Raw genomic sequence first — 23,817 nt, forward strand, 5'->3', positions numbered from 1 at the left:
TTCTAACACCTAGCCTCACTGCGACGACAGATCTCAGATGCCAGGACCGCTAGTAGACGTAAACCACAGCATCGTTACCACCGGTGCATTGCACCACCGGCCCCGCAGTGCAGGACATTCTGTAGCTGAGTTTGGTGACCGGACTGGTTGCGTGGATCACCACCGGTCGATCACGGCCCGGATTGCCGATATAGGCGCGCCGCACCGATTCGGCGAATGCACACGATGTCACGCTCGTCCCCACCGCCGATGATGAGAACTCAGCGTCGACAAACGTCGACGGGCACGGTGTCGCGTCAGCAGGCAACACGCGACTCCCACCTCCGCCGAACGCCCGTTCCGGTTCCGCTTGCGCGACCGTGACCGGCGGAGCAGTCACCGTCTCCGTGGTGCTCTGCGAAATGTTGACATCCACTCGGGTCGGGTTATAGGCGAAGAACAACGCGACGATCAATATCGCGGCCGAAGTCGCAACGGCGCCCCACCTCCAACCCGGAACCCAGGCTGTCAACGCTCCTCCGGCCTGAGCCTCTGCGGCCTTGGCGATCTGCCCAGCCACGATGGGCGCAGTAATGCCGAGCACTCCGGCGCAAATGACGACGAGCCATAGCCCCCAACCAACCTGAGTGAGGATCTCGTCTTCATAGTCCGTGCCAAAAGAGCGAATCTTGACGATCTGTACCAACGCAATCGCGATGCAAGCGACCGCAGCAACGAGAACCGACCAGCAGAGCGGCACCGACCAACGAAGATCGAAGTTGGTACGTCCGAGATTCAGTTGGACGAACAGTGCTATCGCAGAAACCGCTCCAAGGATGAGGGTGGCCGTCCCCCACGGCTTGAACTCCAGGCCCCCGGCACTGAGGGAATTCAACGAAGCCCAGGTGCCTACCGAACCAATCACGATGCCGACGGCACAGACGATGGCGGCGATCAGGTTCGGTCCGTAAAAAGGCGAATCCTGTAGCAGCGGCCGTGGTGGGTACGGAACGCCCGGTTGACTATCCCGATAGATGTCGGCGTCGGTCCAAGAGTCGTCACCCGGCCCTGTCATTCGCGCCCCCTCGACACGGACCACACCGTCACGACGACGCTTGTGGGACACAAGAACATGTGGTTTGACGGGACCGTAGCAGAAACCCGACACCCGCCCGGGTGAGTTGCGGACAAAACCCTCAATAGCGGCGATTGACAGGTGCGGTGCCCTCGCGCATGGTCTAAACCTCGTTCCACCGATGAACTGGCTGGTCATGGGGTGTCGGAATGAGGAAAGTGCCCTCTGAACTGTGATGATGAGTGTTCCTTACGCACTTATCGGCACAACTCGGAAAGGCACTTCCGGTGCAAGTGTCCCACAGGTTCACCGCGTCGTCGGCGGTCTTCGATGATGCCCATCTCGTGTCGTGTGCAGGGTTGGTGCCGGTGATGACACTGGCCACCCAGACCGGGCTGTCAAGGCTGCTGGCCGACAAGGTTCGCATCGCCGAACCGCGAATCAAATCCGGGTCGGCAAACCCGGCGCCGAAGCTGACGACGCTGATCGCCGGGATGTGCGCCGGCGCTGACGGTATCGACGACCTCGATATCGTGCGCTCAGGCGGGATGAAGACGTTGTTCGACGGTGTGTACGCACCCTCGACCATCGGAACCCTATTGCGGGAGTTCACCTTCGGCCATGCCCGACAACTCGAATCAGTTCTGCGGGAGCACCTGGCCGAACTGTACCGACGCGTCGATCTGTTGCCCGGCGCCGAAGAGCGGGTGTTCATCGACGTCGATTCACTGCTGCGCCCGGTCTACGGCCACGCCAAACAGGGCGCCTCCTACGGACACACCAAGATCGCCGGGAAACAGATCCTGCGTAAAGGCCTCTCGCCACTGATCACAACGATCAGCACCGCCACCGCCGCCCCGGTGATCACCGGGGCACGGCTGCGCGCAGGCAAGACCAACTCCGGCAAGGGCGCAGCCCGCATGATCGCCCAGGCCGTGGCGACCGCCCGCGGCGCCGGGGTCACCGGCCAGATCCTGGTCCGCGGTGATTCCGCCTACGGCAACAGCACCGTCGTGGCAGCCTGCCGCCGTGCCGGCGCACGGTTCTCACTCGTGCTCACCAAATCGACCACCGTCGCTGCGGCAATCGCCTCGATTCCCGACGATGCCTGGACCCCGGTCAAATACCCCGGCGCCGTCCGCGATCCTGACACCGGCGCATGGATCTCTGACGCCGAAGTCGCCGAAACCACCTATACCGCTTTTGGTTCCACCAACCATCCGGTCACCGCCCGGCTGATCGTGCGCCGCGTCAAAGACGCCCGCTACCCAGATGCACTATTCCCGGTGTGGCGGTATCACCCGTTCTTCACCGACACCGACGAACCCGTCGACACCGCCGACATCACCCACCGCCGCCACGCCATCATCGAGACCGTGTTCGCCGACCTCATCGACGGACCCCTGGCCCACATGCCCTCAGGACGCTTCGGGGCGAACTCGGCCTGGATCCTGTGCGCCGCGATCGCCCACAACCTGCTGCACGCCGCCGGCATCCTGGCCGGCGGCGCCCACGCAGTCGCACGAGGATCAACGTTGCGGCGGCGCCTCATCACCATCCCCGCCCGACTGGCCCGCCCCCAACGCCGGCCGATCCTGCACCTACCACAGCATTGGCCGTGGGCACAGCACTGGCTCACACTGTGGCGCAACACCATCGGATACAGCCCACCTGCACCCACATCAACCTGATCATCTGCCGAAAGGCCCAACCGGAGCACACAGGAAAAGCTGGAGCAGACCAGCCGATACCACCTGCTCACCGCCAAAGTCGACCATCAACAGCCACCCCCAGCACAGCCACCCAATCCATCAGTGGATCGAGGCTAAAGCCATGGCAGCGTCGGGTCACCGTCATCGTGCTCGGCCGCGATCCCGACACTCTCCGAAGCCACCCATGACACACCAGCTGGCTCTGATTGTCGCGGCCGTTCTGATGGTGGCGGGATTGGTGTTCGCTTCAGTGCATCTGGTGACGCAACCGGCGGAACACGACGGTGGCCCGACGCCGATGGAGACCACGGCGGTGCTTACATCGGACGCTCCAGCTGCCTCACCGCCTGCTCTCACCAAGACCGGCCCTGATACCGATACCCCAGCGATGCCGGAGGGCACCCTGGCCACGGCCTTCGCTGCGCTCGAACAGAACATAGCTTCAACCATCGGACTCGCCGTCCACCCGATCAACAACCCATCGGAAGCCATTCAGTTCGGGTCGTGGCAGCAAGGTCCGGCCTGGTCCACCATCAAGGTGCCACTGGCGATCGCAGCGATCCGTGACTCAACCTCGCCTACCGTGACCGACACGGCGCGTGCCGCAATCACGTTGTCGGACAACGCTGCGGCCGAACAACTTTGGTCAGATCTCGGTGAACCATCGACGGCAGCGCAAAAGGTTCAACAGGTCCTGACGGAAGCCGGTGACCCGTCAGTCGTCCAGTCGGAACGCATCAGGCCAGGCTTTACTGCGTTCGGACAAACCCTCTGGCCACTGAAGGAGCAAGCTGCATTTCTAGCGCATGCGGCATGCGATCCGCGCGACGAGCCCGTCCTCGCCCTTATGGGCGATATCGCGGCCGACCAAGCATGGGGACTGGGTGAGCAGCCGGCAGCACGGTTCAAAGGCGGGTGGGGTCCGGACGAAGCGGGCAGCTATCTCGTCCGCCAGTTCGGATTGCTCACGACCACCGACGGCGGGGCGCTGGCCGTTGCGGTTGCCGCCCAACCACACTCGGGAGTTTTCCAAGATGGCGTCCGGGACCTCACCCAGGTGACTCGTTGGATAGGCGACCGCCTCCACAAGCTGCCGTCCGGCCGCTGCGAGGGAGGGTGACCAGGATTGGAGCCCGACCTATAGAACCGGAACCATCCTGCGCCGACGCAGCGCAGTGACCACCGCGACCCCGGTCAGCACCACCGCACCGGCCAAGGCGGTGACGAAAATCGAGGTGGTGTCGCTGAGCCGGATCGCCACGGCCACCAGCGCCCAGACGATCACGGCCGCATAGGCGATGTCGGAGTACATGAAGCTCATCACCAGGCCCAGCGCCGTCGCGACCAGAATCATGATGACGCCCCACGTCGGCTCGGCGATGCCGAAACCGTTCCAACCCGCGTCGTCGAGCGTGATGGTGGCATTGGCGATGGTGGCCACCGAGATCCAACCGAGGTAGACCCGGAACGGGATGTGCACGGTCCACAGCTCGAGCCGCGAGGCCGCCGGCCGCACCGCGAGCATCCGGTAGATGACGATCAGCGCCACCAGCAACACGACCATGAGCAGCATGCTCAGCGGGAACTGGTTGTAGTGCCAGGCCAGCAGCCAGCCGGCATTGGCCACCGCCGTCAGCAGGTACCACGGCGCGATCGCCAGCGCCGCCCCGGCGCTGCGGTGACCGAAGACCGCCCACACCAGGTAAACGGTGTAGCCGATCAGGCCGAGGTAGATCACGCTCCAGATGCTGAAGGCGTAGCCCGCGGGGATGAAGTAGACGTCGTAACGCAGGGTGACCTCGCCGGTGCCCTGACCGTTGATCGGGAGTGCGTTCGCCAACGCGTTGACGGCGATCATGCCGATGGTGGCGACGGCGACCGCGACGGCCAGCACGACGCCGTTCATGGTCCGTTTCTGAACCTCGGGACCGGCGGCGGGTGACGACATGCGGGACTCCTCTGCCTCGTGCGTGTGCCCGCCCTATGCCCGCTACCGGCACTTTTGAATCCTGACCGGCCTAGATCTGGGTCACAGTCGCTACACCTAGCCGCCGCACAGGAATCGCATAGCTTTAGATGGTCTGCTAGATGAACTAAGTATGAACGAGCGGGAAAGACGACGAAAAGCGATGAGAGTGTTCGACCGATTCTCCAGGCGTGCGCCCGGTGGCACCCAGCAACCCGAGGACGTCCCGACCACCCCGACCGGGTATCAGCAGACCGCCAGTCGCCTGCACGCGTTCAATCGCTACGAGATCAAGTACCTGCTCGACGAGATGAAGGTGCCGGCCCTGCGCGAACAACTTGCCGCACACATGTCCGCCGACCCCTACTCCCCCCGCGGCGGCTACCCCGTCACTTCGCTGTACTACGACACCCCGGATCTGCGGTTCTACTGGGAGAAGATCGAGGGCCTGCGGTTTCGCCGCAAGCTGCGGATGCGGCTGTACGGCACGCCGTCGGAATGCACCGAGGACACCTCGGTACAGGTCGAGATCAAACAGCGCGTCAACCGGGTCACCCAAAAGCGCCGCCTTGCCCTGCCCTACGGAACCGCGCGGCGCTGGCTCGATCAGCGCGAGCCGATCTCCTGCAGTCCCGCCGAACGCCCGTTCGTCGACGAGGTCGCCATGCTGGTGGGCAATCTCGACCTGCGGCCCGTTGTGACCACCGGCTACCTGCGTGAGGCGTTCATCGGGCGCGAGGCCGACCTGGGCCTGCGGGTCACCATCGATCACAAGGTGCATGGCCGCGACCGGGATTTCCATTTCGCCTCCGGGGCCGCCAATCGCTACACCATCCCGCCCAAGCTGGCGATCGTCGAGATCAAGGCCAACGAGCGGGTCCCCTACTGGGTCACCGACCTGGCTGCCCGCGCCGACATGTCCGTCGTGCGGATCTCGAAGTACTGCCAGTCGGTGCAGGCCTTCGGGCTGGCCCCACGCTCGACGCTGGGCGCACCGGAACTGGTGATGCCCGCCGACCAACCCGTCGTCGCCGACCTGTAATCCCCACCTCCACAAAGGAATTCCATGACCATCGACCTGCAGGACCTCAGCGGGACGTTCACCGTGTTCGACGTCGCCGCTTCGCTGGCGCTCTCGTTCGTGCTGGCGTCGATCATCGGCTGGGTCTACCGCTACACCCACAAGAACGTCTCCTACAGCCAGTCCTACGTGCAGACGCTGGTGATGGTGTGCATGGTGATCTCGGTGATCATGCTGGTGGTCGGCTCCAACATCGCCCGCGCGTTCGCTCTGGTGGGCGCGCTGTCGGTGATCCGATTCCGCAACGCCATCAAGGAAACTCGTGATGTCGGATTCGTCTTCCTGGCCATGGCGATCGGTATGACCACCGGCACGCGGTTCTACCTGCTGGCCGCGGTCGCGACGGTGGTGGTGTGCCTGGTGCTGGTCATCATGTACCGGTTCAACTGGTTCTCGCTGGACGTGCAGCGCCAGGTGGTCAAGGTCCAGGTTCCGCCGGAGCCCGAGTACACCGCCCGGGTCGAGGATGTGCTGATCGAGTTCTGCTCCGAATTCGAGCTGGTGTCAACCGAATCCACCCGCGCCGGGGCGCTCAACGAGCTGTACTACACCGCGCAACTGAAGAAGGGCCGCAAGGCCGGCGAGCTGATCGCCGCGCTGGGCGCGGTCAACAGCGGACAGCGGGTGACGGTGCTGACCGGTTATGACCAGACCGACATCTGAGCCACGTCGGCGGTTCGTCCACCGGATCCCTACCCGTCTGCGCCAGCACTGGAAGTTGTTGGCGTTGCTGGTTGTTGCCACGGTCGGCCTGATGACGGCCTTCGGCCAGACGGTGATCCGTCCGTACATCACCGGCGACGTCACCGTGCTGGCCTCCCCCATCACCGAGAACATCACCGGCACCGTCGATCTGTTCGACGCCACGGTGCCGCACACCCTGACCGTCGAGCTCACCGATGCGGAGTACCACGACATGGTCTCGGCGTATGTGAACGACGGCGCCAAGAAGTGGGTGAGCGCGGACATCACCATCGACGGCACCCCGATCAGTGATGTGGCCGTGCGGCTGAAGGGCAATTCGACGCTGATGGGCCTGCGCGGCGACGGCCCACCCGGGCCCGGTGGCCCGGGTGGTCCGGGTGGCCCGCCTGGCGGGCCTGGCGGGCCTGGCGGGCCCGGCGGATCCGGAAAGCCGCCCGTGTCAGACGAGTTCATGAAGACGATGATGTCGATGGCCGCCTCGGCCGACGACCCGACGTCGTTGCCGTTGCTGATCAGCTTCAACGAGAACGCCGCCGGGCGCGGCTATCAGGGCCTCACCGAGCTCTCGGTACGCCCCGGCGCGCCGGTGCTCAACGAGGCGCTGGCGTTGTCGCTGACCGCCGAGTCGGGCCAACCCACGCAGCGCTATGCGTATGCCACCTATACGTTCAACGGGCAGAGCACCACCCGGCTGCTGCTGGAGCACCCCGACGACGCCTACGCCAACGGGCTGTTCGACTCCGACGGCTACCTCTACAAGGCCGACGCGAAGTCGCGCCTCGAGTTCGTCGGCACCGATCAGTCCCAGTACGCCCACCAGTTCAAACAGATCAACGCCGCCGACAGCGGCAACCTGCAGCCGATCATCAACTTCGTCGAGTGGCTGCAGGACGCCGATCAGGACGAGTTCGACGCCCGGCTGGCCGACTGGGTCGATGTCGAATCGCTGGCCCGCTACGTGGCCACCCAGAACCTGTTGGTCAACGCCGACGACATGGGCGGGCCGGGCCAGAACTATTACCTCTGGTACGACCTGGCGACAAAGAAGATCTCGGTGGTGTCTTGGGATCTCAACCTGGCGATGGTCGGCGACGCCGCGACGGGACCGCGGGACAAGGTGGAGCTGAAGATCCCGGAGGGCGCCGGCCCACCGCCCGGTGTCGACAACGACGGCAGGGGCGACCGGCCGCCGCTGGGCGGCAACCAGCTCAAGGACAAGTTCCTGGACTCGAAGGTCTGGGCCGAGACCTACGACGAGGCGTACTGGGATCTCTACGAGCAGATGTACGCCGGCGGGCACGCCCACACTCGACTGGACGCGATCGCTGCGACCGTGCCGACCGGCGAGGGGCTCGGCGAGCAGGAGCTACGCGAGGCGGTGGACTCGATGCATCGCTGGATCGACAAGCGGATGGCCGCGCTGGACCCTGTTGCCCAAAGGTAGTTGGAACCGGTTTGCGCGAGAGCTGTCCGGCATTTCGTCGATCTCGATGGTTGTTCGAGTGACGGTGATCTCTGTTGAAGGTCTATCACCAAAGGCTTGCCGGAGCCTTTTTTGTATTACACTTTCAAATACATTCATAGCATGCCTGTCGACTGGAGCAAGCGAGGCGAGTACATCGCCAAGCGGAGAATGACGCCGGCGATAGCCGACGAGGCGCTTACAGACCCGGCGCGCCTGGTGCAGGATCCCGATCCAGCCAGCAAATCCGGCGTTAGCGTCCGAACCATCGGATACTCGCCATCATTCGGCGCGCTCGTCACCGTTATCACCGTCGAAGAGGCCGGCACGGTATTTGGAATCAATGCGTGGCCGTCAAATGACACCGACTCCCGCAAATACGAAAGGCAGGAATGACCATGGGTAAACGACTTGAGCAGGCCCTGGCCGAAGCCGACGAGATTGAGGCCGCCGAGGCTGACCAAACCGATCGCCCGATCCCTCCGCACGTCAAGGTCAGCCGCCCGGGCCGGGCCCGGTCCAAGGTGCTGCAGGTGCGGTTGAACCCGGAAGAGTTCGAGGCCATCGAGCAGATCGCGAAGCGGCGAGGCTTGCCGTCGTCAACGGTTGCGCGTGAGCAGTTGCTGAAACTGATCGCCGAAAGCGAGTTCGAGCCGTCAGACTTGGCCGGGATGGCGTCGCAATTGGAGGCAGTGACATTGCGGGTCACCCAGCGGTTGCGGTCGATGGAGCCTACTGCGCCCGTAGGTAGGGAGTGACCACCACACGCTCAGTAGTCCGGGAGATAGAGCGAGTAGTTCCCCGGCCCGGTTTCGAAGCAGTTTGAATGTCGCCGCAACCTTCGCCGAGGGGTGACTTGTTCGCGGGCCCACTCGCGCGATGGGTACAACATGTCAACCCTGGGCGTGGACGAACCCCAAGCACCCACAAAACCAAATCAGGCCCCCTCGAAAGGGGGCCTGACCATGGTGGCAGGTAGTGGATTCGAACCACTGTAGGCGTAAGCCGACGGATTTACAGTCCGCTCCCATTGGCCGCTCGGGCAACCTGCCGGGTGTGCGCCACGCCCGGGTCAGAGGAGCACCCGGGTTGGTGCGACTAGCAGGGTACAACGAGGATGTACCCAACACGAAAACGGGACACCACCGAGTGAGAGGGGATGGCATCCAATGGCGGATTCATCGTTCGACGTCGTGAGCAAGGTCGATCGTCAGGAGGTGGACAACGCGCTGAACCAGGCGGCCAAGGAGCTGGCGACCCGCTTCGACTTCCGGGGCACCGACACCACGATCGCCTGGAAGGGCGAGGAGGCCATCGAGCTGGTCAGCTCCACCGAGGAGCGCCTCAAGGCCGCGGTCGACGTCTTCAAGGAGAAGCTGGTCCGCCGCGACATCTCCATGAAGGCGTTCGACGCCGGCGAGCCGCAGGCCAGCGGCAAGACCTACCGCCTGACGGGCAGCCTCAAGCAGGGCATCGACTCCGAGAACGCCAAGAAGATCACCAAGCTCATCCGTGACGAGGGGCCCAAGGGCGTCAAGGCGCAGATCCAGGGCGAGGAGATCCGGGTCAGCTCCAAGAAGCGCGACGACCTGCAGGCCGTGATCGCGCTGCTCAAGGGCGCCGACCTCGAGGTTGCGCTGCAGTTCGTCAACTACCGCTGACGCCGGACAGGCCGCTGGTCAACCAGTGGGTTGATGCCTATCGTGGGCAGTGACGAAGAGCACACCGCGAGAGGGTCTTCCATGACGACGATCGAGCACGATTCACAGGTCGACACCGGCGGCAACACCGAACAGTTCGACGTGGTGATCATCGGCGCCGGGATCTCCGGTCTCGGCGCCGCCTACCGCCTGGTCGAGCGGAACCCGGGAGCCCGCTACGTCATCTTGGAGCGTCGCGACCAGATCGGCGGCACCTGGGATCTGTTCCGCTACCCGGGGGTCCGCTCGGACAGCTCGATCTTCACGCTGAGCTTCCCGTACGAGCCCTGGACGCACCGCGACGGCGTCGCCGACGGCGCCGACATCCGCAACTACCTGATCGACTTCGCCGCCAAGCACCGCATCGACAGCCACATCCGGTTCGGCTCCTACGTGCGCAGCGCCGACTGGGACTCGACGACGGACACCTGGACCGTGCAGGTCGACCAGGGGGGCGCCACCAAGTCCTTCCAAGCCCGCTTCCTGTTCTTCGGCAGCGGCTACTACAACTACGACGAGCCCTACGTCCCGGAGTTCCCCGGCATCGACAAGTACGAGGGCGTCGTCGCCAACCCCCAGCACTGGCCCGAGGACCTCGACTACACCGACAAGCGGGTGGTGGTGATCGGCAGCGGCGCCACGGCGGTCACGCTGGTGCCCGCCCTGGCCGAGCGCGCGGCCAAGGTCGTCATGCTGCAACGCTCCCCGACGTACGTGTTCCCGGGTAAGCGGGTCAACGGGATCGTCCAGTTCGTCCGCAACTTCGCCCCGCGCAAGTTCTCGCACTGGTTCGCGCGCTGGTTCGCCGCCCTGTTCGAGGGCGTGGTGTGGTTCCTGTCGCGCAAGTTCCCCGCCATGATGCGCGGCTTCATCCGCCGCCGCGCAACCGCCAACCTGCCCAGCGGCTATCCGGTCGACGTGCACTTCAAGCCGCGCTACAACCCGTGGGATCAGCGGCTGTGCCTCGACGCCGACGGCGATCTGTTCAACGCGGTCTCGGCCGGCAAGGTGGAGATCATCACCGACCACATCGACCGCTTCGACGCCACCGGCATCTGGCTGAAATCCGGCCAGCACCTCACCGCCGACATCGTGGCCACCGCCACGGGCCTGCAGCTGCAGGCCCTCGGCGGGGTCCGAATCAGCTTGGACGGCACCGAGATCAAGCCGCAGGACCGTTACGCCTACAAGGCGCACATGCTCGAGGACGTGCCCAACCTGGCCTGGTGCCTGGGCTACACCAACGCCTCCTGGACGCTGCGCGCCGACATGACCGCCGAGCAGTTCGCCAAGCTGGTCGCCTTCATGGACGCCCACGGCTACACCCACGCCTATCCGCACCTCGGCGACGAGCCGATGCCCGAGAAGCTGTCCTGGGACATCAACGCCGGCTACGTGCAGCGCGCCCCGCACGCGCTGCCGAAGTCCGGCACCAAGCGGCCCTGGAACGTGCGGCAGAACTTCTTCGCCGATGCCATCGACCACCGCTTCGACCGCATCGAGGAGTCGATGATCTTCGGCCGGGTCGCGCACCGCAGCCCGCTGAGCGCTTAGCCGCAATCCGACGCGCCGCTGGGTCCGGGCAAAGCGCCGCCAACGGGCAGGGCCGGCAATACCCTGAGCGGCATGGGTTCAGATCTGCGTCAACCGAAGGTTGTGGTGCTGGGCGGGGGGTCGTGGGGAACGACGGTCGCGGCGATCTGCGCCCGCCGTTGCCCGACACTGCAGTGGGTGCGTTCCGAGGCCACCGCCAAGGACATCAACGAACACCATCGCAACACCGGCTACCTCGGCGGTGAGGTGGAGTTGCCGGACTCGCTGCGCGCCACCAACGACTTCTCCGAGGCGGCCAACACCGCCGACGTCATCGTGATGGGGGTGCCCTCGCACGGCTTCCGCAGCGTGCTGGGCGAGCTGGCCAAGGAACTGCGGCCGTGGGTCCCGGTGGTGTCGCTGGTCAAGGGTCTCGAGCAGGGCACGAACATGCGGATGAGCCAGATCGTCGAGGAGGTGCTGCCGGGGCATCCGGCCGGGATCCTCGCCGGTCCCAACATCGCCCGCGAGGTCGCCGAGGGGTACGCCGCCGCGGCGGTGTTGGCCATGCCCGACCAGAGCCAGGCCGCCTATCTGGCAAAGTTGTTCCGCACCAAGCGGTTCCGCACCTACACCACCGACGACGTGATCGGGGTGGAGATGGCCGGCGCACTGAAGAACGTCTACGCCATCGCCGTCGGCATGGGCTATTCGCTGGGCATCGGGGAGAACACCCGCGCGATGGTGATGGCCCGCGCCATCCGCGAGATGTCCAAGCTCGGCGAGGCCGTCGGCGGCCAGCGCGACACGTTCGCCGGGCTGGCGGGCATGGGCGACCTGATCGTCACCTGCACCTCCCAGCGCAGCCGCAACCGTCACGTCGGCGAGCAACTCGGACAGGGCAAGTCGATCGACGAGGTCATCGCCGCGATGAACCAGGTCGCCGAGGGCGTCAAGGCCGCCAGCGTCATCATGGAGTTCGCCAACCAGTACGGCCTGAACATGCCGATCGCGCGCGAGGTGGACGGCGTCATCAACCACGGCTCCACGGTGGAGCAGGCCTACCGCGGCCTGATCGCCGAGAAGCCCGGCCACGAGGTGCACGGCTCGGGCTTCTGAGTCCCCGACGTCAGTTGGCGTAGGGGTTGGTGCCCTCGGGGCGCTCCAGCAGCGGGTTGCTGGACAGCACGAAGCTGCCTGACGGAGTCAGCACGAACCCGGTCTGATCCTGGGCGTTGACGCACATCGTGGTGGCCGCGCCGTCGGTGGTGCAACTGACGGTGCGAAAGCTCATCCGGGTGTTGGGCGGCAACTGCTTGACCGGCCCCAGATTCTGGAAGATCGGCTGGGCGGCCGAGGTGAAGCCCGGCGCACCGAAAGCTCCCCCGCTGACGACGTTGGCGCCACCGGGTGCGGCCGGAATGGGCCCACTGCAGCCGTAGGCCCCGCTGGTGCGGTCGAACGCGCACGTCAGGCCGTCGGCGGTGCCGAAGGCGAAGTAGCGGTCGTTCATCACCGAGTACTCCACGGGGCTGACCAACGGCAGCGCGTTGACGTCCGGGACGGCCGGCGGTGGCGGCGCGGGTTCGGCCGACGCCGACAGCGGCGACGCGATCGCGGCGGCCGCGGCCAGCCCTGCTCCTGCCAGAACAACTCTGCTCCACACGGTGCCCACACTAAGGCTTCGGCATCGGACCCGCAGATCGTTACGCCCGGACTCGACGGCGCGTGCATAACGCAGTGCCGCCGCGACCGGGCCCTTACACTTCAGCGCGAAGTCCGCTTCGGATACCGCCCCGGCGGACCGAAGCCGCGGGACCGTACCTAAGTTAACTCCGGTGGCCGGTCGCCACGCCCCCGCCGCTCCGCCGCCGAGCCCCGCGAACCAACGGCGCCCCATCCCACCAGCGAACCGTCTCCGCGCCGAAAAAACCCTCGTGACGCCTGACTTTGGCGTCAATAATGCCATCGGGCGACGCGTATCGCCCCGGCGCGCGCAATGAACAACTTCCCAAATATGTGTACGGCGATTCTCGTCAAAACCAAGACATGCGGCCGCGGCGTCGATACCGTCTCAAAGTTGACAACGCCGGTCTTCACAACACCACGGCGGTCAGGGACCCAGGGAGGAAGTTTGACTGTGCCGGTCGACGGGACCCCACCGAGTGGTGCCCCGCCATCCGGCGTCAGCACCATCGAGGACTGGGCCACCGGCTACGCCCGGCGCCACCCCCTCGCCTCGCTGGCCACCGTCGGCGACCAGTTCGTCCTCGCGGTGCGCACGCTGCAGTACCTGTTCATCGACCTGGCGACCGGGCGCTTCCAGTGGCGCGAGTTCATCCGGCAGGGTGCCTTCATGGCCGGAACGGCCGTGGTGCCAACGGTTCTGGTGGCGCTGCCCATCGGCGTCACGCTGTCGATCCAGTTCGCGCTGCTGGCCGGGCAGGTCGGCGCCACCTCCCTGGCCGGCGCGGCCAGCGGGCTGGCAGTCATCCGGCAGGCCGCCTCGCTGACGGCCGCGATCCTGATGGCCGCCGCGGTCGGTTCGGCGATCACCGCGGACCTCGGTTCCCGCAAGATGCGCGAGGAGACCGACGCCATGGAGGTCATGGGCGTCTCGGTGATCCGCCGCCTGGTGGTGCCGCGCTTCGTCGCGGCGGTGATGATCGGTGTCGCGCTCACCGGGGTGGTCTGCTTCGTCGGTTTCCTGGCCAGCTACCTGTTCAACGTGTACTTCCAGAACGGCGCCCCGGGCAGCTTCGTGGCCACCTTCGCCTCGTTCGCCACCACCGGCGACCTGGTGGTCGCGCTGATCAAGGCGGTGATCTTCGGCGCCATCGTGGCCATCGTCTCCTGTCAGAAGGGGCTGTCCACGGTCGGTGGGCCGACGGGGGTGGCCAACTCCGTCAACGCCGCGGTCGTGGAATCGATCCTCATCCTGATGGTGGTCAACGTGGCCATCAGCCAGCTCTACATCATGATGTTCCCGCGCGTGGGGCTCTGACGTGACGGCATCGGCCTACACCCCGAAGATCCTGGCGCCGTGGCGCTGGCTGTACCAGCGGACCTCGGTGCCGCTGATCCGGCTGGGTCACATGCTGGTGTTCTTCGTGCGGGCCCTGGCCGCGGTGCCCGTCGCGCTGCGCCACTACCGCAACGAGTTCATCCGGCTGCTCTCCGACATTGCCTGGGGCAACGGCTCCTTGGTGGTCGGCGGCGGCACGGCCGGGGTCGCGATAGTGCTGGGCATCACGGTCGGTGCGCTGGTCGGCATCGAGGGCTACAACTTCCTGGACCTGCTGGGACTGGGGCCGGCGACCGGCATCATCTCCTCGCTGGTCAACACACGCGAGCTGGCCCCGATCGCCGCGTCGCTCGCGTTCGCCACCCAGGCCGGCTGCCGCTTCACCGCGCAACTGGGGTCCATGCGCATCGCCGAGGAGATCGACGCGCTCGAGGCGGTCGCCATCCGGCCCATCCCGTATCTGGTGACCACGCGCCTGATGGCCTCGGTGGTGGCGGTGATCCCGCTGTACGCGGCGTGCCTGGCGGTCAGCTACCTGACCACCCAACTGGTGGTACGGATCATCAGCGGCGGCGCGACGGGTTCCTACCTGCACTACTTCACGCTGATGCTGTCCGGTCAGGACATCGTCTACTCACTGATCAAGACCATCATCTTCGTGTGGATCGCCTCGACGGTCCAGTGCTACTACGGCTTCTACGCCTCGGGTGGGCCCGAGGGCGTCGGGGTCGCGGCCGGCCACGCCATGCGGGCCAGCATCACCGTCGTGATCATCGTGAACATGCTCCTGACGATGGCGCTGTGGACGGTGGACGCCGGCGCTAGGTTCGGGGGCTAGGGCGTGTCTGACAAAGGTTTCGGGTGTTATGCCGGAGGCTTGAGGTATGTCGCGGTTTCAGCTGCTTACCGATGTTCAGTGGTCGTTGATCGAGGATCTGCTTCCTGCACGTACGGGTAAGCGGGGCAGACCCTTTCAGGATGCGCGTTCGATGGTGGAAGGCATCATCTATCGGTATCGGTGCGGGATCGCCTGGCGCGACGTGCCGGAGGTGTTCGGGCCGTGGCAGTCGATCTGGACCTGGCATCGACGAATGAGTGCCGACGGCACCTGGGACATGGTGCTGGCTCGGTTGCTGGCCGCCGCCGACGAGGCCGGGATCATCGACTGGGCGGTGTCGGTGGATTCCACGATCGCCCGCGCTCACCAACATGCCACGAACATCACCCGTGACACAGGGGGCTGGGTCGAATTACACAAATCTGGCGAGCGAGCCGCCTGACCACGGCATTGGTCGCTCGCGCGGCGGGCTGACCAGCAAGATCCATCACCTCGTCGACGGCCACGGACGACCGTTGGTGGTGCTCGTGAGCGCCGGCCAGGCAGGCGACGGACCAGTCCTGGAGCATTTGCTCGCCCACCTCAAAGTTGAGCGCTGCGGGCCTGGCCGGCCCCGCACCCGGCCCGATCGCCTGCGCGGAGATAAGGCCTATTCCAGCCGAGCGACCCGGCAGCGGCTGCGCCGACGAGGGATCGTCGCCGTCATTCCCGAACCGTCCGATCAGATCGGCCACCGAAAACGTCGAGGCACCCACGGCGGCCGACCGCCAGCATTCGACGCCGAGGACTACAAGGGCCGCAACGTTGTTGAACGAGGATTCAGCGTCACCAAGCAGTGGCGTGGTCTGGCCACCCGCTACGACAAACTCGCCATCGTCTACCGGGGCGCAGCAGTCCTACGGGCCATCACACTCTGGCTACCGCATTTATCAGACACGGCCTAGGTGGCGAACTCACTGGAACCCGACGGCCGCGGCGTCACCGACCGTCAGCTGCTGGCCTGCGGCGCCGCCGTACTGGTTGTGGCCGCGCTGATTTCGGCCACCCTGGTGGTGAAGGCCACCGGCCGCCTTGATCCGCGGGTGCGCGTGGTGGCGGCGCTGATCAACGTCGGCGACGGCCTGCCCCAGCGCTCCGACGTCAAGTACCACGGCGTGCTGGTCGGCATGGTCAACAGCGTCACCCCCGCCGCGCACGGTCATCCGAACTACGTCGACATCGACCTCAAACCCGAATACGCCGCGTCGATTCCGGCGTCGGTGACCGCGCGGGTGGTGCCCAGCAACGTCTTCGCGGTCTCCTCGGTGCAGCTGGTCGACCGCGGCGACGCGCCGCCCATCCAGGCCGGTGCGCAGATCCCCGAGGACACCGAACTGCCGACGGTGTTGTTCCAGACCACCATCAGCAAGCTGCGCGACATCCTGGCCGCCACCGGCCGCGGCCGCGAGGACAAGACCATCGGCCTGCTGGCCGCGGTCAACGCCGCCACCGAGAACCGGCGCACCGAGTTGCTGACCGCCGGCGCCCAGCTCAACCGGCTGCTCGACGAACTCGACGCCGTGGTGGCCACCGACCCCGGGCCCACCACCGTCTCGGCGTTGACCGCCGCGGCCCGCGGCCTGCAGAGCACGGCCCCGGAGTTGGTCGACGCCCTGCACGAGGCCGTGGCGCCCATGCAGACACTGGTCGAACAGCGCGCGCAGCTGTCGACGCTGCTCAGCGGGGGCCTGCACACGATGGGCACCACGCACACCGCGCTGCACAACCATTCCGACCGGCTGGTCGGGATCACCAGTGACCTGACACCGGTGCTGGGTGCGGTGGCCCAGACCGCGCACCACTTCCTGCCGGCCTTCCTGAAGATGAACGGCCTGGCGGACAAGTACTTCGAACACGTCTACCTGCCCGAGTACGGCATCGGGAACATGCGGGTGAACCTGTCGCTGACGCCGTCGTACTCCTACACCCGGGCCGACTGCCCGCAATACGGCGAACTCAAGGGCCCGAGCTGCTTCACGGCTCCGCTGGTGCCCACCCGCCCGGAGCTGCCGGATGTGTTGCTGCCGCAGAACTATCAACCGCCCAAGGACCTGGCACCGCCACCGGGGACGGTGTTGGGCGCCAACGGAAACCTCGTCGCCGTCGGACCGCCGTACGTGAACCCGAACCCCAGCCTCGCCGACCCGAACCCGCCGCTGCCGCCGGGGATGAACCCGTCGCCGCCGGTCCCGGGAACCGCCAACCCCGCCCTGATCCCGACACCGCCGCCACCGGTGCCGCTGTCGCCGCCGGCGCCGGTAGCCCCCAAGCCGGGTCAGGCACCACCGCCGGGCTTTGCCGCAGAGGGAGGATCGCCATGAAAGATCGCGGTGCGCTCATCGGGTTGTCGCTGTTCATGGTCGTCGCGCTCACCCTGACCTGGCTGGTGTACGTGACGCTGCGTCGCGACGTGGCCGGCCACACCGTGCCGTACGCGGCGATGATCTCCGATGTGTTCGGCCTGCGTGAGGGCGACGACGTCCGGATGGCCGGGGTCCGCGTGGGCCGGGTCGAAAAGATCGAACTGCAGGGCGATCTGGCCAAGGTGTCGTTCGTCGTGCAATCCGATCAGCAGGTGCTGGGCCGCACCGTGGCCTCGGTGATCTATCAGAACATCGTCGGCCAGCGCTACCTCGGCCTGTCGCTGGGCACCCTCGGTGAACCCGGACCGCTGCCGCCGGGCAGCGTCATCCCCGTCGAACGCACCGACCCCTCCTTCGACGTCGGCACCCTGCTCAACGGCTACGAACCGCTGTTCAGCGTGCTCGATCCCCGCGCCGCCGACAACCTCACCAAGGGGGTGATCGAATCGCTGCAGGGCGACGGGGCCTCGATCGCCGCGCTGGTCGATCAGACCTCGCAGCTGACCGACTCGTTCGCCGGCCGGGACCAGGAACTCGGCAAGGTCATCACCGACCTGAACTCGGTGGTGGGCAACCTGGCCCAGCACAACGACACCCTCGACGAGGTGATCGGCGAAACCCGTTCCATGGTGAGCACATTCGACGCCCGCCGTCCCGAACTCGTGGCGTCGGTGGGGTCGATCTCGGCGGTGGTCCAGCAGCTGTCGAAGATCTCCGACGAGGTGTACCCCGACCTCAACGAGCTCGTGGTCCGCGAACCCGGCTTCGCCCAGCACCTGGTCAGCATCGAACCGCAGCTGGCCTTCACCGGCGCCAATCTGCCGTTGCTGCTCAAGGGCTTTGCCCGGGTCACCGGCGAGGGCTCCTACGTCAACGCCTACATCTGCGACTTGAACATCACCGGGTTCTTCCCCGGCCTCAACGATGTCGTGCCGATCATCGTCGACGCCGCGAGCCCCGGCGACGGCGTGCAATACACCCCCCGATGCAGGAACAACTGACATGGCTGAGGACACCCCGCAAGAGCACCACCGGCGCCGGACCCTGGAGAGCCTGAACAAGACCTGGCTCGGCGTGGTCGCGGTCGCCGTCGTGGCGGTGTTGATCGGTGGGCTGCTGGCGGTCAAGCTCGCCGACGTCGGCCACCGCCACTACACCGCCAAGTTCGCGCAGGCCGCGGCGCTGCGGGCGGGCAACCCGATCACCATCGCCGGCATCCCGGTCGGCGAGGTGACCGCCATGCGCCTGGCCGGCGACCACGTCGAGGCCGAACTCAAGGTGCGCGACGACATCTCGTTCGGGGAGAACTCCCGCGCCACCATCAAGATCACCACGATCCTCGGCTCCCGCTACCTGGCGCTGCACCCCGCCGGCCCCGGATCGTTGCCGGACAACACCTTCGACCTCGACCACACCGAGGTCCCCTACGACCTGCAGGAGGCCCTGGCCGACGTCACCACGACCTTCGAACAGGTCGACTCCGACAAGTTCGCCGAAACGCTGGGCATCCTGGGCAACCAGATGGAGTCGCTGCCCGAGATCGTGCCGCAGGCCATGCAGAACACCCACACGCTGTCGACCATCATCGCCGAACGCCGCGACCAACTCGGGTCGCTGCTCGCGACCACCGAGAAGGTGACCAACACGCTGCGTCGGCAGCAGTCCACGTTGGGCAGCCTGGTGCACCAGGGCAACAGCCTGATCGGCGAGTTCGTCGCGCGCAGGGATTCGTTCCGCGCCATGATGGCCGGTCTGACCAACCTCGTGGAGACGCTGTCCGACACCGTCATCGAGGACCGGCCGGAACTCGAGGCGCTGCTGCAGAACATCCGGGAACTGACCGACATGCTCGCCCAGCACGACGACCTGCTGCGCAGCATCCTGCAGTCCGGCCCGGTGGCCCTGCGCGGCATCGCCAACGCCACCGGCAACGGCAACGCCGCCGACCTGCACGCCCCCGGCGGTCTGCTCATCGACTCGTGGATGTGCGCCATCAGCGGTCGCGCCGAGCAGTTCGGGATGATCCAGTACTACCAGGACTGCAAGGCATGAGCGCGCGCAGCAGGCTGGCCGTGGTGCTCGTCGCCGCCGTCGCGCTGGTTCTCGGCGCGGTCGGCGTCGGCTGGTTCTATCTGCAGGACCGGATGAACACCATCAACGTCACCGCGCAGTTCGACAGCGCCGCAGGACTTTACGAGGGCAACACCGTCGCGGTGCTGGGCATGCCGGTGGGGCAGGTCACCAAGATCACCCCGAAGGGCGGCTACGTCGAGGTTGACTTCACCGTCGACGCCGACGTCGCGGTGCCCGCCGACGTGCAGGCCGTCACCATCTCCAACTCGATCCTGACCGACCGCCAGGTGGAGCTCACCCCGGCCTACAGCGGCGGCCCCCGACTGCAGGACCACGCCACCATCGGTCTGGACCGGACCAAGACCCCGGTCGAATTCGCCCGCGTGCTCGACGTCCTGGACAAGATGGCCGGTTCCCTGCGCGGTGACGGCCAGGGCAACGGCCCCTTGGCCTCGGTGGTCAACGCCAGCGCGGCCATCGCCGACGGCAACGGCCAACTGATGAAGGATGCGCTCGGTGAGCTGTCGAACGCGCTGCGACTCAGCGCCGACCGCGGCGATGTCACCCGCGATCAGCTGACCACCATCATCCGCAACCTCAGTTCGCTGATGCAGGCCGCCGCCGACAACGACGCCACGCTGCGCGAGTTCGGGTCCTCGGTGCGCGCCCTGAGCCAGATCCTCGCCGACGAGAACCTGGGCTCCGGGACCACCGGCCAGAAGATCAACGAGGTCGTCACGCAACTCAGCGAGGTGCTCGACACCCACCGCGACACCATCAAACAGATTGTGGCCAACGGTGACACCTCGCTGTTCACCACCGTGGAGCATCGACGCGACCTCGCCGAGTTCCTCGATGTGGCGCCGCTGACGCTGGACAACATCTACAACGTCGTCGACCAGAAGAACGGCGCGGCGCGCGCGCACGTGCTGGTCGACAAGGTGCTGTTCGACACCCAGACCATCAAGGAGGTCTGCAACATGATGGGCCTGCGCCAACTCGGTTGCAGCACCGGCACGCTGCAGGACTTCGGCCCGGACTTCGGATTGTCCTACGTGCTCGACGGACTCGCGGCGATGGGGCAGAAATGACCTCCCGCCGCCGCGCTCTGCTGCCCGTCTTGCTCGCGACGACACTCGGGCTGTCCGGTTGCGCCACCGAGGGATTGGGCAGCCTGCCGCTGCCCGCACCCGGCGTGGGCTCGAGCGGCTACACCCTCACGGCGGTGTTCGGCAACGCGCTCAACCTGCCGTCGGACGCCAAGGTGAAACTCGCCGGCGCCGACGTGGGGCAGATGGAATCGATGGTGGCCCGCGACTACACGGCGGTCGCGACGCTGCGCATCATGGACGGTGTGCGGCTGCCGCAGGGCACCACGGCCGAATTGCGTTCGGCCACACCGTTGGGCGATGTCTTCATCTCCGTGCGACCGCCGGACGATGCCGCTCCGGACGCACCGGTGCTCGGCGAGGGCGACACCATCGGCCTGGATTCCACCACCTCGGCGGCCACCGTCGAATCCGTGCTCGGCTCGGCGGCCATCCTGGTCAACGGCGGCGCGGTGCGCAACTTCACCAACATCATCAACGGCCTGGGCAAGGCGACCGGCGATCAGGGGCATGCGTTCGGCGCGTTGATCGGCAAGACCAACCGGACGCTGGGCAAGCTCAACGCGCGCTCCGAGGAGATCTCCACCGCGATCTCCGAGACGAACGAGCTGGTGGCCCAGATCGAGACGAAGAACGACGCGCTCGGCGAACTGATGACCCAGGCCGGCCCGGCCGCCAACACGCTGGCCGAACACACCACCGGCATCACCGATCTGGTCCGCCAGGTCGGCGACACCACCGATCAGCTCAAGAAGTTCCCGTCGATCGCCGGCACCGACGCCAGCGGGCGCAGCGTCATCGCCGACGCCAACCAGATCGCCGCGGCCTGGAACGATTTGGTGCTGGCCCCGGATGCCACCTTGTATTCGCTCAACCGGCTGATGCCGCCACTGATCAAGGGCACCGCGGGCAATTCGTTGGCCACCCGAGCCAGCATCGACCGCCTGATCCTGGGTTCGATACCCGACATCGGGTTCACCGGCGACGCCGGTCTGCACGGGCCCAAACGCTACAACTGGGAGCAGTTGGTCGGGTCGTTCAAGTACACCCTGTGGCGGCTGCAGGAGCGCATCGTCGGCAGGGGCCCGGGCGTGCCGCAGGTGCCGGTGCAGCCGAGCCCGACCGAGCCGGGTCAGGTGGTGCTGGCCCCCGCCGAACCGCCGCCGCCCGAACCGCCCCCGGCCGGGCCGCTTCCGGCGGAGGGGCCGCGATGATCGGCGCGGTCGCCGACGGCATCGTCGGGGTGGTGCGCGCCGGGCACCGCAAGCGCGCCTGGCTGTCCGGGCTCGCCCTGGTGCTCACGCTGCTGGTGGCCACCGCGTACCTGCTGCTGGGCGCGCTGCGGGTCAACCCGTTCGCCTCGAGCTATCGGGTGACCGTCGAACTGCCGGAATCGGCTGGGCTGCTACCCAATCAGGATGTGACGCTGCGCGGGGTGCCGATCGGGCGGGTCGAACACCTCGACATCACCCCGGCCGGCGTCGACGCGGTCGTCACCGTGAAGTCCACGGTCCAGATACCGGAATCCAGCGATGTCCGGGTTTCCGGGCTCTCGCCGGCCGGCGAACAGTACATCGACTTCGTCGCCGACTCCGATACCGGCCCCTTCCTGCAGGACGGCGCCGTCGTCGCGCACGGGCGGGCGACCGTGCCGGTCAGCCTCGCCGAACTGCTGGCCAACGCCGACGGCGCGCTGGCCCAGGTGGACACCGACAAGATCGAGCTCATCAAGCACGAGCTGAGCCTGAGCCAGGCCGGGCCGCAGAAGCTGGCCGACATCATCGACGGCGGCACGTTCCTGCTCTCGACGCTGGACTCCGTGTTGCCCGAGACCACCAGCGTGCTGCGCACCAGCCGCGTGGTGCTGACCCTGGCCGCCGACAAGAACGCCGGCATCGACGTGGCCGCCGACAATCTGCGCCACACGCTGACTGGTGTCAGCAATATGCGCGAGGGTTTCCGGCGCCTGACCGACCAGACCCCCGACGCCCTGACGTCGATCGACCACCTGTTCGTCGACAACTCCGACACCATGGTGCAACTGCTCGGCAACCTCACCACCACTTCGCGACTGCTCTACCTGCGGGTGCCGGCGCTGCACGCGCTGTTCCCGGACTACCGCACCTCCGTGCTCGACGCGTTGGGCAGCGTGATGCACGACAACGGGCTGTGGGCCACCGCGGACATCTACACCCGGTATTCCTGCGATTACGGCACGCCACGGCGCCCACCGTCGGCCGCCGACTTCGCCGAACCGTTCATGTACACCTACTGCCGCGACGACCATCCCGGCGTGCTGGTGCGGGGCGCCAAGAACGCGCCGCGCCCCGCCGAGGCGGACAACGGCGCGGGTCCGCCCGCCGGTGCCGACCTCGGCCGGCAGACCGATCCGACGCCGCGGGGCCGCTTCTCGATCCCCACCCCGTACGGCGGTCCCCAGCTGCCGATCGACCCACCCCGTTGACCCCGACAGTCAGAGAAAGGAGACTGACTTGACTGTGACCACTGACAAGAAGACCGACACCGCCCCCGAAGAACTCACCGAGGCCACCGAGGAGATCCACGAGACCGAAGGCACCGAGGAGTCGGCCACCGAACCCGACGCCGCCGACGCTGCGGACAGCCCCGAGAGTTCCGAGTCCACCGACGCGCCGACCACCAACGCGTCGTCACGGCCCGGCTGGCTGGTCGGCGCCCTGGCCGGGGCGCTCGTCGTTGCGCTGGCCGGAGCCGGGTTCCTGGGCTGGAAACTGTGGAACGTCACCAGCGTCGACGAGGCCGGTCGGCAGGCCCAGGAGGCCGCCAACGCCTACGCGCAGGTGCTGACCAGCATCGACTCCAACAAGGTCGACGAGAACTTCGACCAGGTACTCGACGGCGCCACCGGCGAGTTCAAGGACATGTACTCGCAGTCCAGCACCCAGCTGCGGCAACTGCTCATCGACAACAAGGCCACTGCGCACGGCGTCGTCGTCGAGTCCGCGGTGCAGTCCGCCAGCCCCGACGAGGTCGTGGTGTTGCTGTTCGTCGACCAGTCGGTGTCCAACACCAGCGTGCCCGATCCGCGCATCGACCGCAGCCGGATCAAGATGACTATGGAGCTGGTCGACGGCCGTTGGCGCGCAAGCAAAGTCGAGCTGCCCTGAGCGCGGCGGTG

At 66.6% G+C, this 23,817-nt stretch carries 23 protein-coding genes and 1 tRNA gene; 20 read left to right on the forward strand and 4 right to left on the reverse strand.

What is annotated here, in order from left to right:
• Window positions 1-49 precede the first annotated feature (49 nt).
• A complete protein-coding gene (locus EL338_RS19735; RefSeq protein WP_126335302.1) occupies window positions 50-1,054 on the reverse strand; it encodes a hypothetical protein in 1,005 nt (334 codons plus the stop codon).
• Between the two features lie 287 nt (window positions 1,055-1,341).
• Between EL338_RS19735 and EL338_RS19740 the strand changes: the two genes are divergently transcribed.
• Window positions 1,342-2,745: an IS1380 family transposase gene (locus EL338_RS19740; protein ID WP_126332676.1), complete on the forward strand. Its 1,404-nt coding sequence runs from the start codon at window positions 1,342-1,344 to the stop codon at window positions 2,743-2,745.
• A gap of 205 nt (window positions 2,746-2,950) precedes the next feature.
• The gene (locus EL338_RS19745; RefSeq protein ID WP_126335303.1) at window positions 2,951-3,886 is read left to right on the forward strand and encodes a serine hydrolase; all 936 of its coding nucleotides are present in this window, start codon (window positions 2,951-2,953) and stop codon (window positions 3,884-3,886) included.
• An 18-nt stretch (window positions 3,887-3,904) separates the two neighbouring features.
• Here the strand turns inward: EL338_RS19745 and EL338_RS19750 are convergent, their stop codons facing one another.
• Window positions 3,905-4,714, reverse strand: coding sequence for a TspO-related membrane protein (locus tag EL338_RS19750; protein WP_126335304.1), 810 nt, complete (start codon window positions 4,712-4,714; stop codon window positions 3,905-3,907).
• A 181-nt stretch (window positions 4,715-4,895) separates the two neighbouring features.
• On the opposite strand from EL338_RS19750, the gene EL338_RS19755 reads away from it, so the two are divergent.
• The 5 genes from EL338_RS19755 (at window position 4,896) to EL338_RS19775 (ending at window position 8,738) form a co-directional block, all read left to right on the forward strand.
• Window positions 4,896-5,774, forward strand: a complete 879-nt coding sequence (locus EL338_RS19755; protein ID WP_126335305.1) for a polyphosphate polymerase domain-containing protein — start codon at window positions 4,896-4,898, stop codon at window positions 5,772-5,774.
• Between the two features lie 24 nt (window positions 5,775-5,798).
• A complete protein-coding gene (locus tag EL338_RS19760; protein ID WP_126335306.1) occupies window positions 5,799-6,476 on the forward strand; it encodes a DUF4956 domain-containing protein in 678 nt (225 codons plus the stop codon).
• Window positions 6,457-7,962: a CotH kinase family protein gene (locus tag EL338_RS19765; protein ID WP_126335307.1), complete on the forward strand. Its 1,506-nt coding sequence runs from the start codon at window positions 6,457-6,459 to the stop codon at window positions 7,960-7,962. The genes EL338_RS19760 and EL338_RS19765 overlap by 20 nt, the downstream gene beginning before the upstream one ends.
• Before the next feature lie 141 nt (window positions 7,963-8,103).
• Window positions 8,104-8,376, forward strand: coding sequence for a transposase (locus EL338_RS19770; protein WP_126335308.1), 273 nt, complete (start codon window positions 8,104-8,106; stop codon window positions 8,374-8,376).
• Window positions 8,373-8,738 carry a hypothetical protein gene (locus EL338_RS19775; RefSeq protein WP_235666221.1) on the forward strand — a complete coding sequence of 122 codons (366 nt, stop codon included), beginning with the start codon at window positions 8,373-8,375 and terminating at the stop codon, window positions 8,736-8,738. Before EL338_RS19770 ends, EL338_RS19775 begins: the two co-directional genes overlap by 4 nt.
• Before the next feature lie 208 nt (window positions 8,739-8,946).
• Here EL338_RS19775 and EL338_RS19780 read toward each other — a convergent pair.
• Window positions 8,947-9,032 (reverse strand) — tRNA-Tyr (locus EL338_RS19780).
• A gap of 117 nt (window positions 9,033-9,149) precedes the next feature.
• Here EL338_RS19780 and EL338_RS19785 point away from each other — a divergent pair.
• The 3 genes from EL338_RS19785 (at window position 9,150) to EL338_RS19795 (ending at window position 12,332) form a co-directional block, all read left to right on the forward strand.
• The gene (locus EL338_RS19785; RefSeq protein ID WP_126335309.1) at window positions 9,150-9,641 is read left to right on the forward strand and encodes a YajQ family cyclic di-GMP-binding protein; all 492 of its coding nucleotides are present in this window, start codon (window positions 9,150-9,152) and stop codon (window positions 9,639-9,641) included.
• An 81-nt stretch (window positions 9,642-9,722) separates the two neighbouring features.
• Complete coding sequence (locus EL338_RS19790) at window positions 9,723-11,234, forward strand: flavin-containing monooxygenase (protein ID WP_126335310.1); 1,512 nt, start codon at window positions 9,723-9,725, stop codon at window positions 11,232-11,234.
• 72 nt (window positions 11,235-11,306) lie between these two features.
• A complete protein-coding gene (locus tag EL338_RS19795) occupies window positions 11,307-12,332 on the forward strand; it encodes an NAD(P)H-dependent glycerol-3-phosphate dehydrogenase (protein WP_126335311.1) in 1,026 nt (341 codons plus the stop codon).
• A gap of 10 nt (window positions 12,333-12,342) precedes the next feature.
• On the opposite strand, the gene EL338_RS19800 is transcribed toward EL338_RS19795, so the two are convergent.
• Window positions 12,343-12,879, reverse strand: a complete 537-nt coding sequence (locus tag EL338_RS19800) for a hypothetical protein (RefSeq protein WP_163791857.1) — start codon at window positions 12,877-12,879, stop codon at window positions 12,343-12,345.
• Between the two features lie 468 nt (window positions 12,880-13,347).
• On the opposite strand from EL338_RS19800, the gene EL338_RS19805 reads away from it, so the two are divergent.
• The 10 genes from EL338_RS19805 to EL338_RS19850 all read left to right on the forward strand — a co-directional run bounded on the left by EL338_RS19805 (window position 13,348) and on the right by EL338_RS19850 (window position 23,806).
• Window positions 13,348-14,217, forward strand: coding sequence for an MlaE family ABC transporter permease (locus EL338_RS19805; protein WP_276005641.1), 870 nt, complete (start codon window positions 13,348-13,350; stop codon window positions 14,215-14,217).
• A 1-nt stretch (window position 14,218) separates the two neighbouring features.
• Window positions 14,219-15,076, forward strand: a complete 858-nt coding sequence (locus EL338_RS19810; RefSeq protein WP_126335312.1) for an MlaE family ABC transporter permease — start codon at window positions 14,219-14,221, stop codon at window positions 15,074-15,076.
• Between the two features lie 46 nt (window positions 15,077-15,122).
• Window positions 15,123-16,020, forward strand: a protein-coding gene (locus EL338_RS19815) for an IS5 family transposase (RefSeq protein ID WP_410431126.1) whose coding sequence is annotated in 2 segments (ribosomal slippage) — window positions 15,123-15,469 and window positions 15,468-16,020 — 900 coding nt in all. Because the reading frame shifts where the segments join, the coding sequence is not laid out codon by codon here.
• Complete coding sequence (locus EL338_RS19820) at window positions 16,021-17,436, forward strand: MlaD family protein (protein ID WP_126335313.1); 1,416 nt, start codon at window positions 16,021-16,023, stop codon at window positions 17,434-17,436.
• Entirely contained in the window at window positions 17,433-18,479 is a 1,047-nt protein-coding gene (locus tag EL338_RS19825) for an MCE family protein (protein ID WP_126335314.1), read from the forward strand. The genes EL338_RS19820 and EL338_RS19825 overlap by 4 nt, the downstream gene beginning before the upstream one ends.
• 1 nt (window position 18,480) lies before the next feature.
• Window positions 18,481-19,530, forward strand: a complete 1,050-nt coding sequence (locus EL338_RS19830; protein ID WP_126335315.1) for an MlaD family protein — start codon at window positions 18,481-18,483, stop codon at window positions 19,528-19,530.
• Window positions 19,527-20,642, forward strand: a complete 1,116-nt coding sequence (locus EL338_RS19835) for an MlaD family protein (RefSeq protein ID WP_126335316.1) — start codon at window positions 19,527-19,529, stop codon at window positions 20,640-20,642. The genes EL338_RS19830 and EL338_RS19835 overlap by 4 nt, the downstream gene beginning before the upstream one ends.
• Window positions 20,639-21,874, forward strand: a complete 1,236-nt coding sequence (locus EL338_RS19840; RefSeq protein ID WP_126335317.1) for an MlaD family protein — start codon at window positions 20,639-20,641, stop codon at window positions 21,872-21,874. Before EL338_RS19835 ends, EL338_RS19840 begins: the two co-directional genes overlap by 4 nt.
• Entirely contained in the window at window positions 21,871-23,124 is a 1,254-nt protein-coding gene (locus EL338_RS19845) for an MlaD family protein (protein ID WP_126335318.1), read from the forward strand. Before EL338_RS19840 ends, EL338_RS19845 begins: the two co-directional genes overlap by 4 nt.
• Before the next feature lie 28 nt (window positions 23,125-23,152).
• Window positions 23,153-23,806 (forward strand): Rv1363c family protein, encoded by a 654-nt coding sequence (locus EL338_RS19850; protein ID WP_126335319.1) that lies wholly within the window; start codon window positions 23,153-23,155, stop codon window positions 23,804-23,806.
• The last annotated feature ends 11 nt before the right edge of the window (window positions 23,807-23,817 follow it).

This window comes from Mycolicibacterium chitae (genome assembly GCF_900637205.1).
Classification (GTDB): domain Bacteria; phylum Actinomycetota; class Actinomycetes; order Mycobacteriales; family Mycobacteriaceae; genus Mycobacterium; species Mycobacterium chitae.

What these genes read in the sequence shown, in the direction of transcription:
- EL338_RS19745 (WP_126335303.1), top strand. Translation starts at nt 2,951, where the DNA reads ATGACACACCAGCTGGCTCTGATTGTCGCGGCCGTTCTGATGGTGGCG.
- EL338_RS19755 (WP_126335305.1), top strand. Translation starts at nt 4,896, where the DNA reads ATGAGAGTGTTCGACCGATTCTCCAGGCGTGCGCCCGGTGGCACCCAG.
- EL338_RS19765 (WP_126335307.1), top strand. Translation starts at nt 6,457, where the DNA reads ATGACCAGACCGACATCTGAGCCACGTCGGCGGTTCGTCCACCGGATC.
- EL338_RS19835 (WP_126335316.1), top strand. Translation starts at nt 19,527, where the DNA reads ATGAGCGCGCGCAGCAGGCTGGCCGTGGTGCTCGTCGCCGCCGTCGCG.
- EL338_RS19735 (WP_126335302.1), bottom strand. Translation starts at nt 1,054, where the DNA reads ATGACAGGGCCGGGTGACGACTCTTGGACCGACGCCGACATCTATCGG.
- EL338_RS19845 (WP_126335318.1), top strand. Translation starts at nt 21,871, where the DNA reads ATGATCGGCGCGGTCGCCGACGGCATCGTCGGGGTGGTGCGCGCCGGG.
- EL338_RS19830 (WP_126335315.1), top strand. Translation starts at nt 18,481, where the DNA reads ATGGCTGAGGACACCCCGCAAGAGCACCACCGGCGCCGGACCCTGGAG.
- EL338_RS19795 (WP_126335311.1), top strand. Translation starts at nt 11,307, where the DNA reads ATGGGTTCAGATCTGCGTCAACCGAAGGTTGTGGTGCTGGGCGGGGGG.
- EL338_RS19775 (WP_235666221.1), top strand. Translation starts at nt 8,373, where the DNA reads ATGACCATGGGTAAACGACTTGAGCAGGCCCTGGCCGAAGCCGACGAG.
- EL338_RS19750 (WP_126335304.1), bottom strand. Translation starts at nt 4,714, where the DNA reads ATGTCGTCACCCGCCGCCGGTCCCGAGGTTCAGAAACGGACCATGAAC.
- EL338_RS19825 (WP_126335314.1), top strand. Translation starts at nt 17,433, where the DNA reads ATGAAAGATCGCGGTGCGCTCATCGGGTTGTCGCTGTTCATGGTCGTC.
- EL338_RS19760 (WP_126335306.1), top strand. Translation starts at nt 5,799, where the DNA reads ATGACCATCGACCTGCAGGACCTCAGCGGGACGTTCACCGTGTTCGAC.
- EL338_RS19790 (WP_126335310.1), top strand. Translation starts at nt 9,723, where the DNA reads ATGACGACGATCGAGCACGATTCACAGGTCGACACCGGCGGCAACACC.
- EL338_RS19770 (WP_126335308.1), top strand. Translation starts at nt 8,104, where the DNA reads ATGCCTGTCGACTGGAGCAAGCGAGGCGAGTACATCGCCAAGCGGAGA.
- EL338_RS19785 (WP_126335309.1), top strand. Translation starts at nt 9,150, where the DNA reads ATGGCGGATTCATCGTTCGACGTCGTGAGCAAGGTCGATCGTCAGGAG.
- EL338_RS19840 (WP_126335317.1), top strand. Translation starts at nt 20,639, where the DNA reads ATGACCTCCCGCCGCCGCGCTCTGCTGCCCGTCTTGCTCGCGACGACA.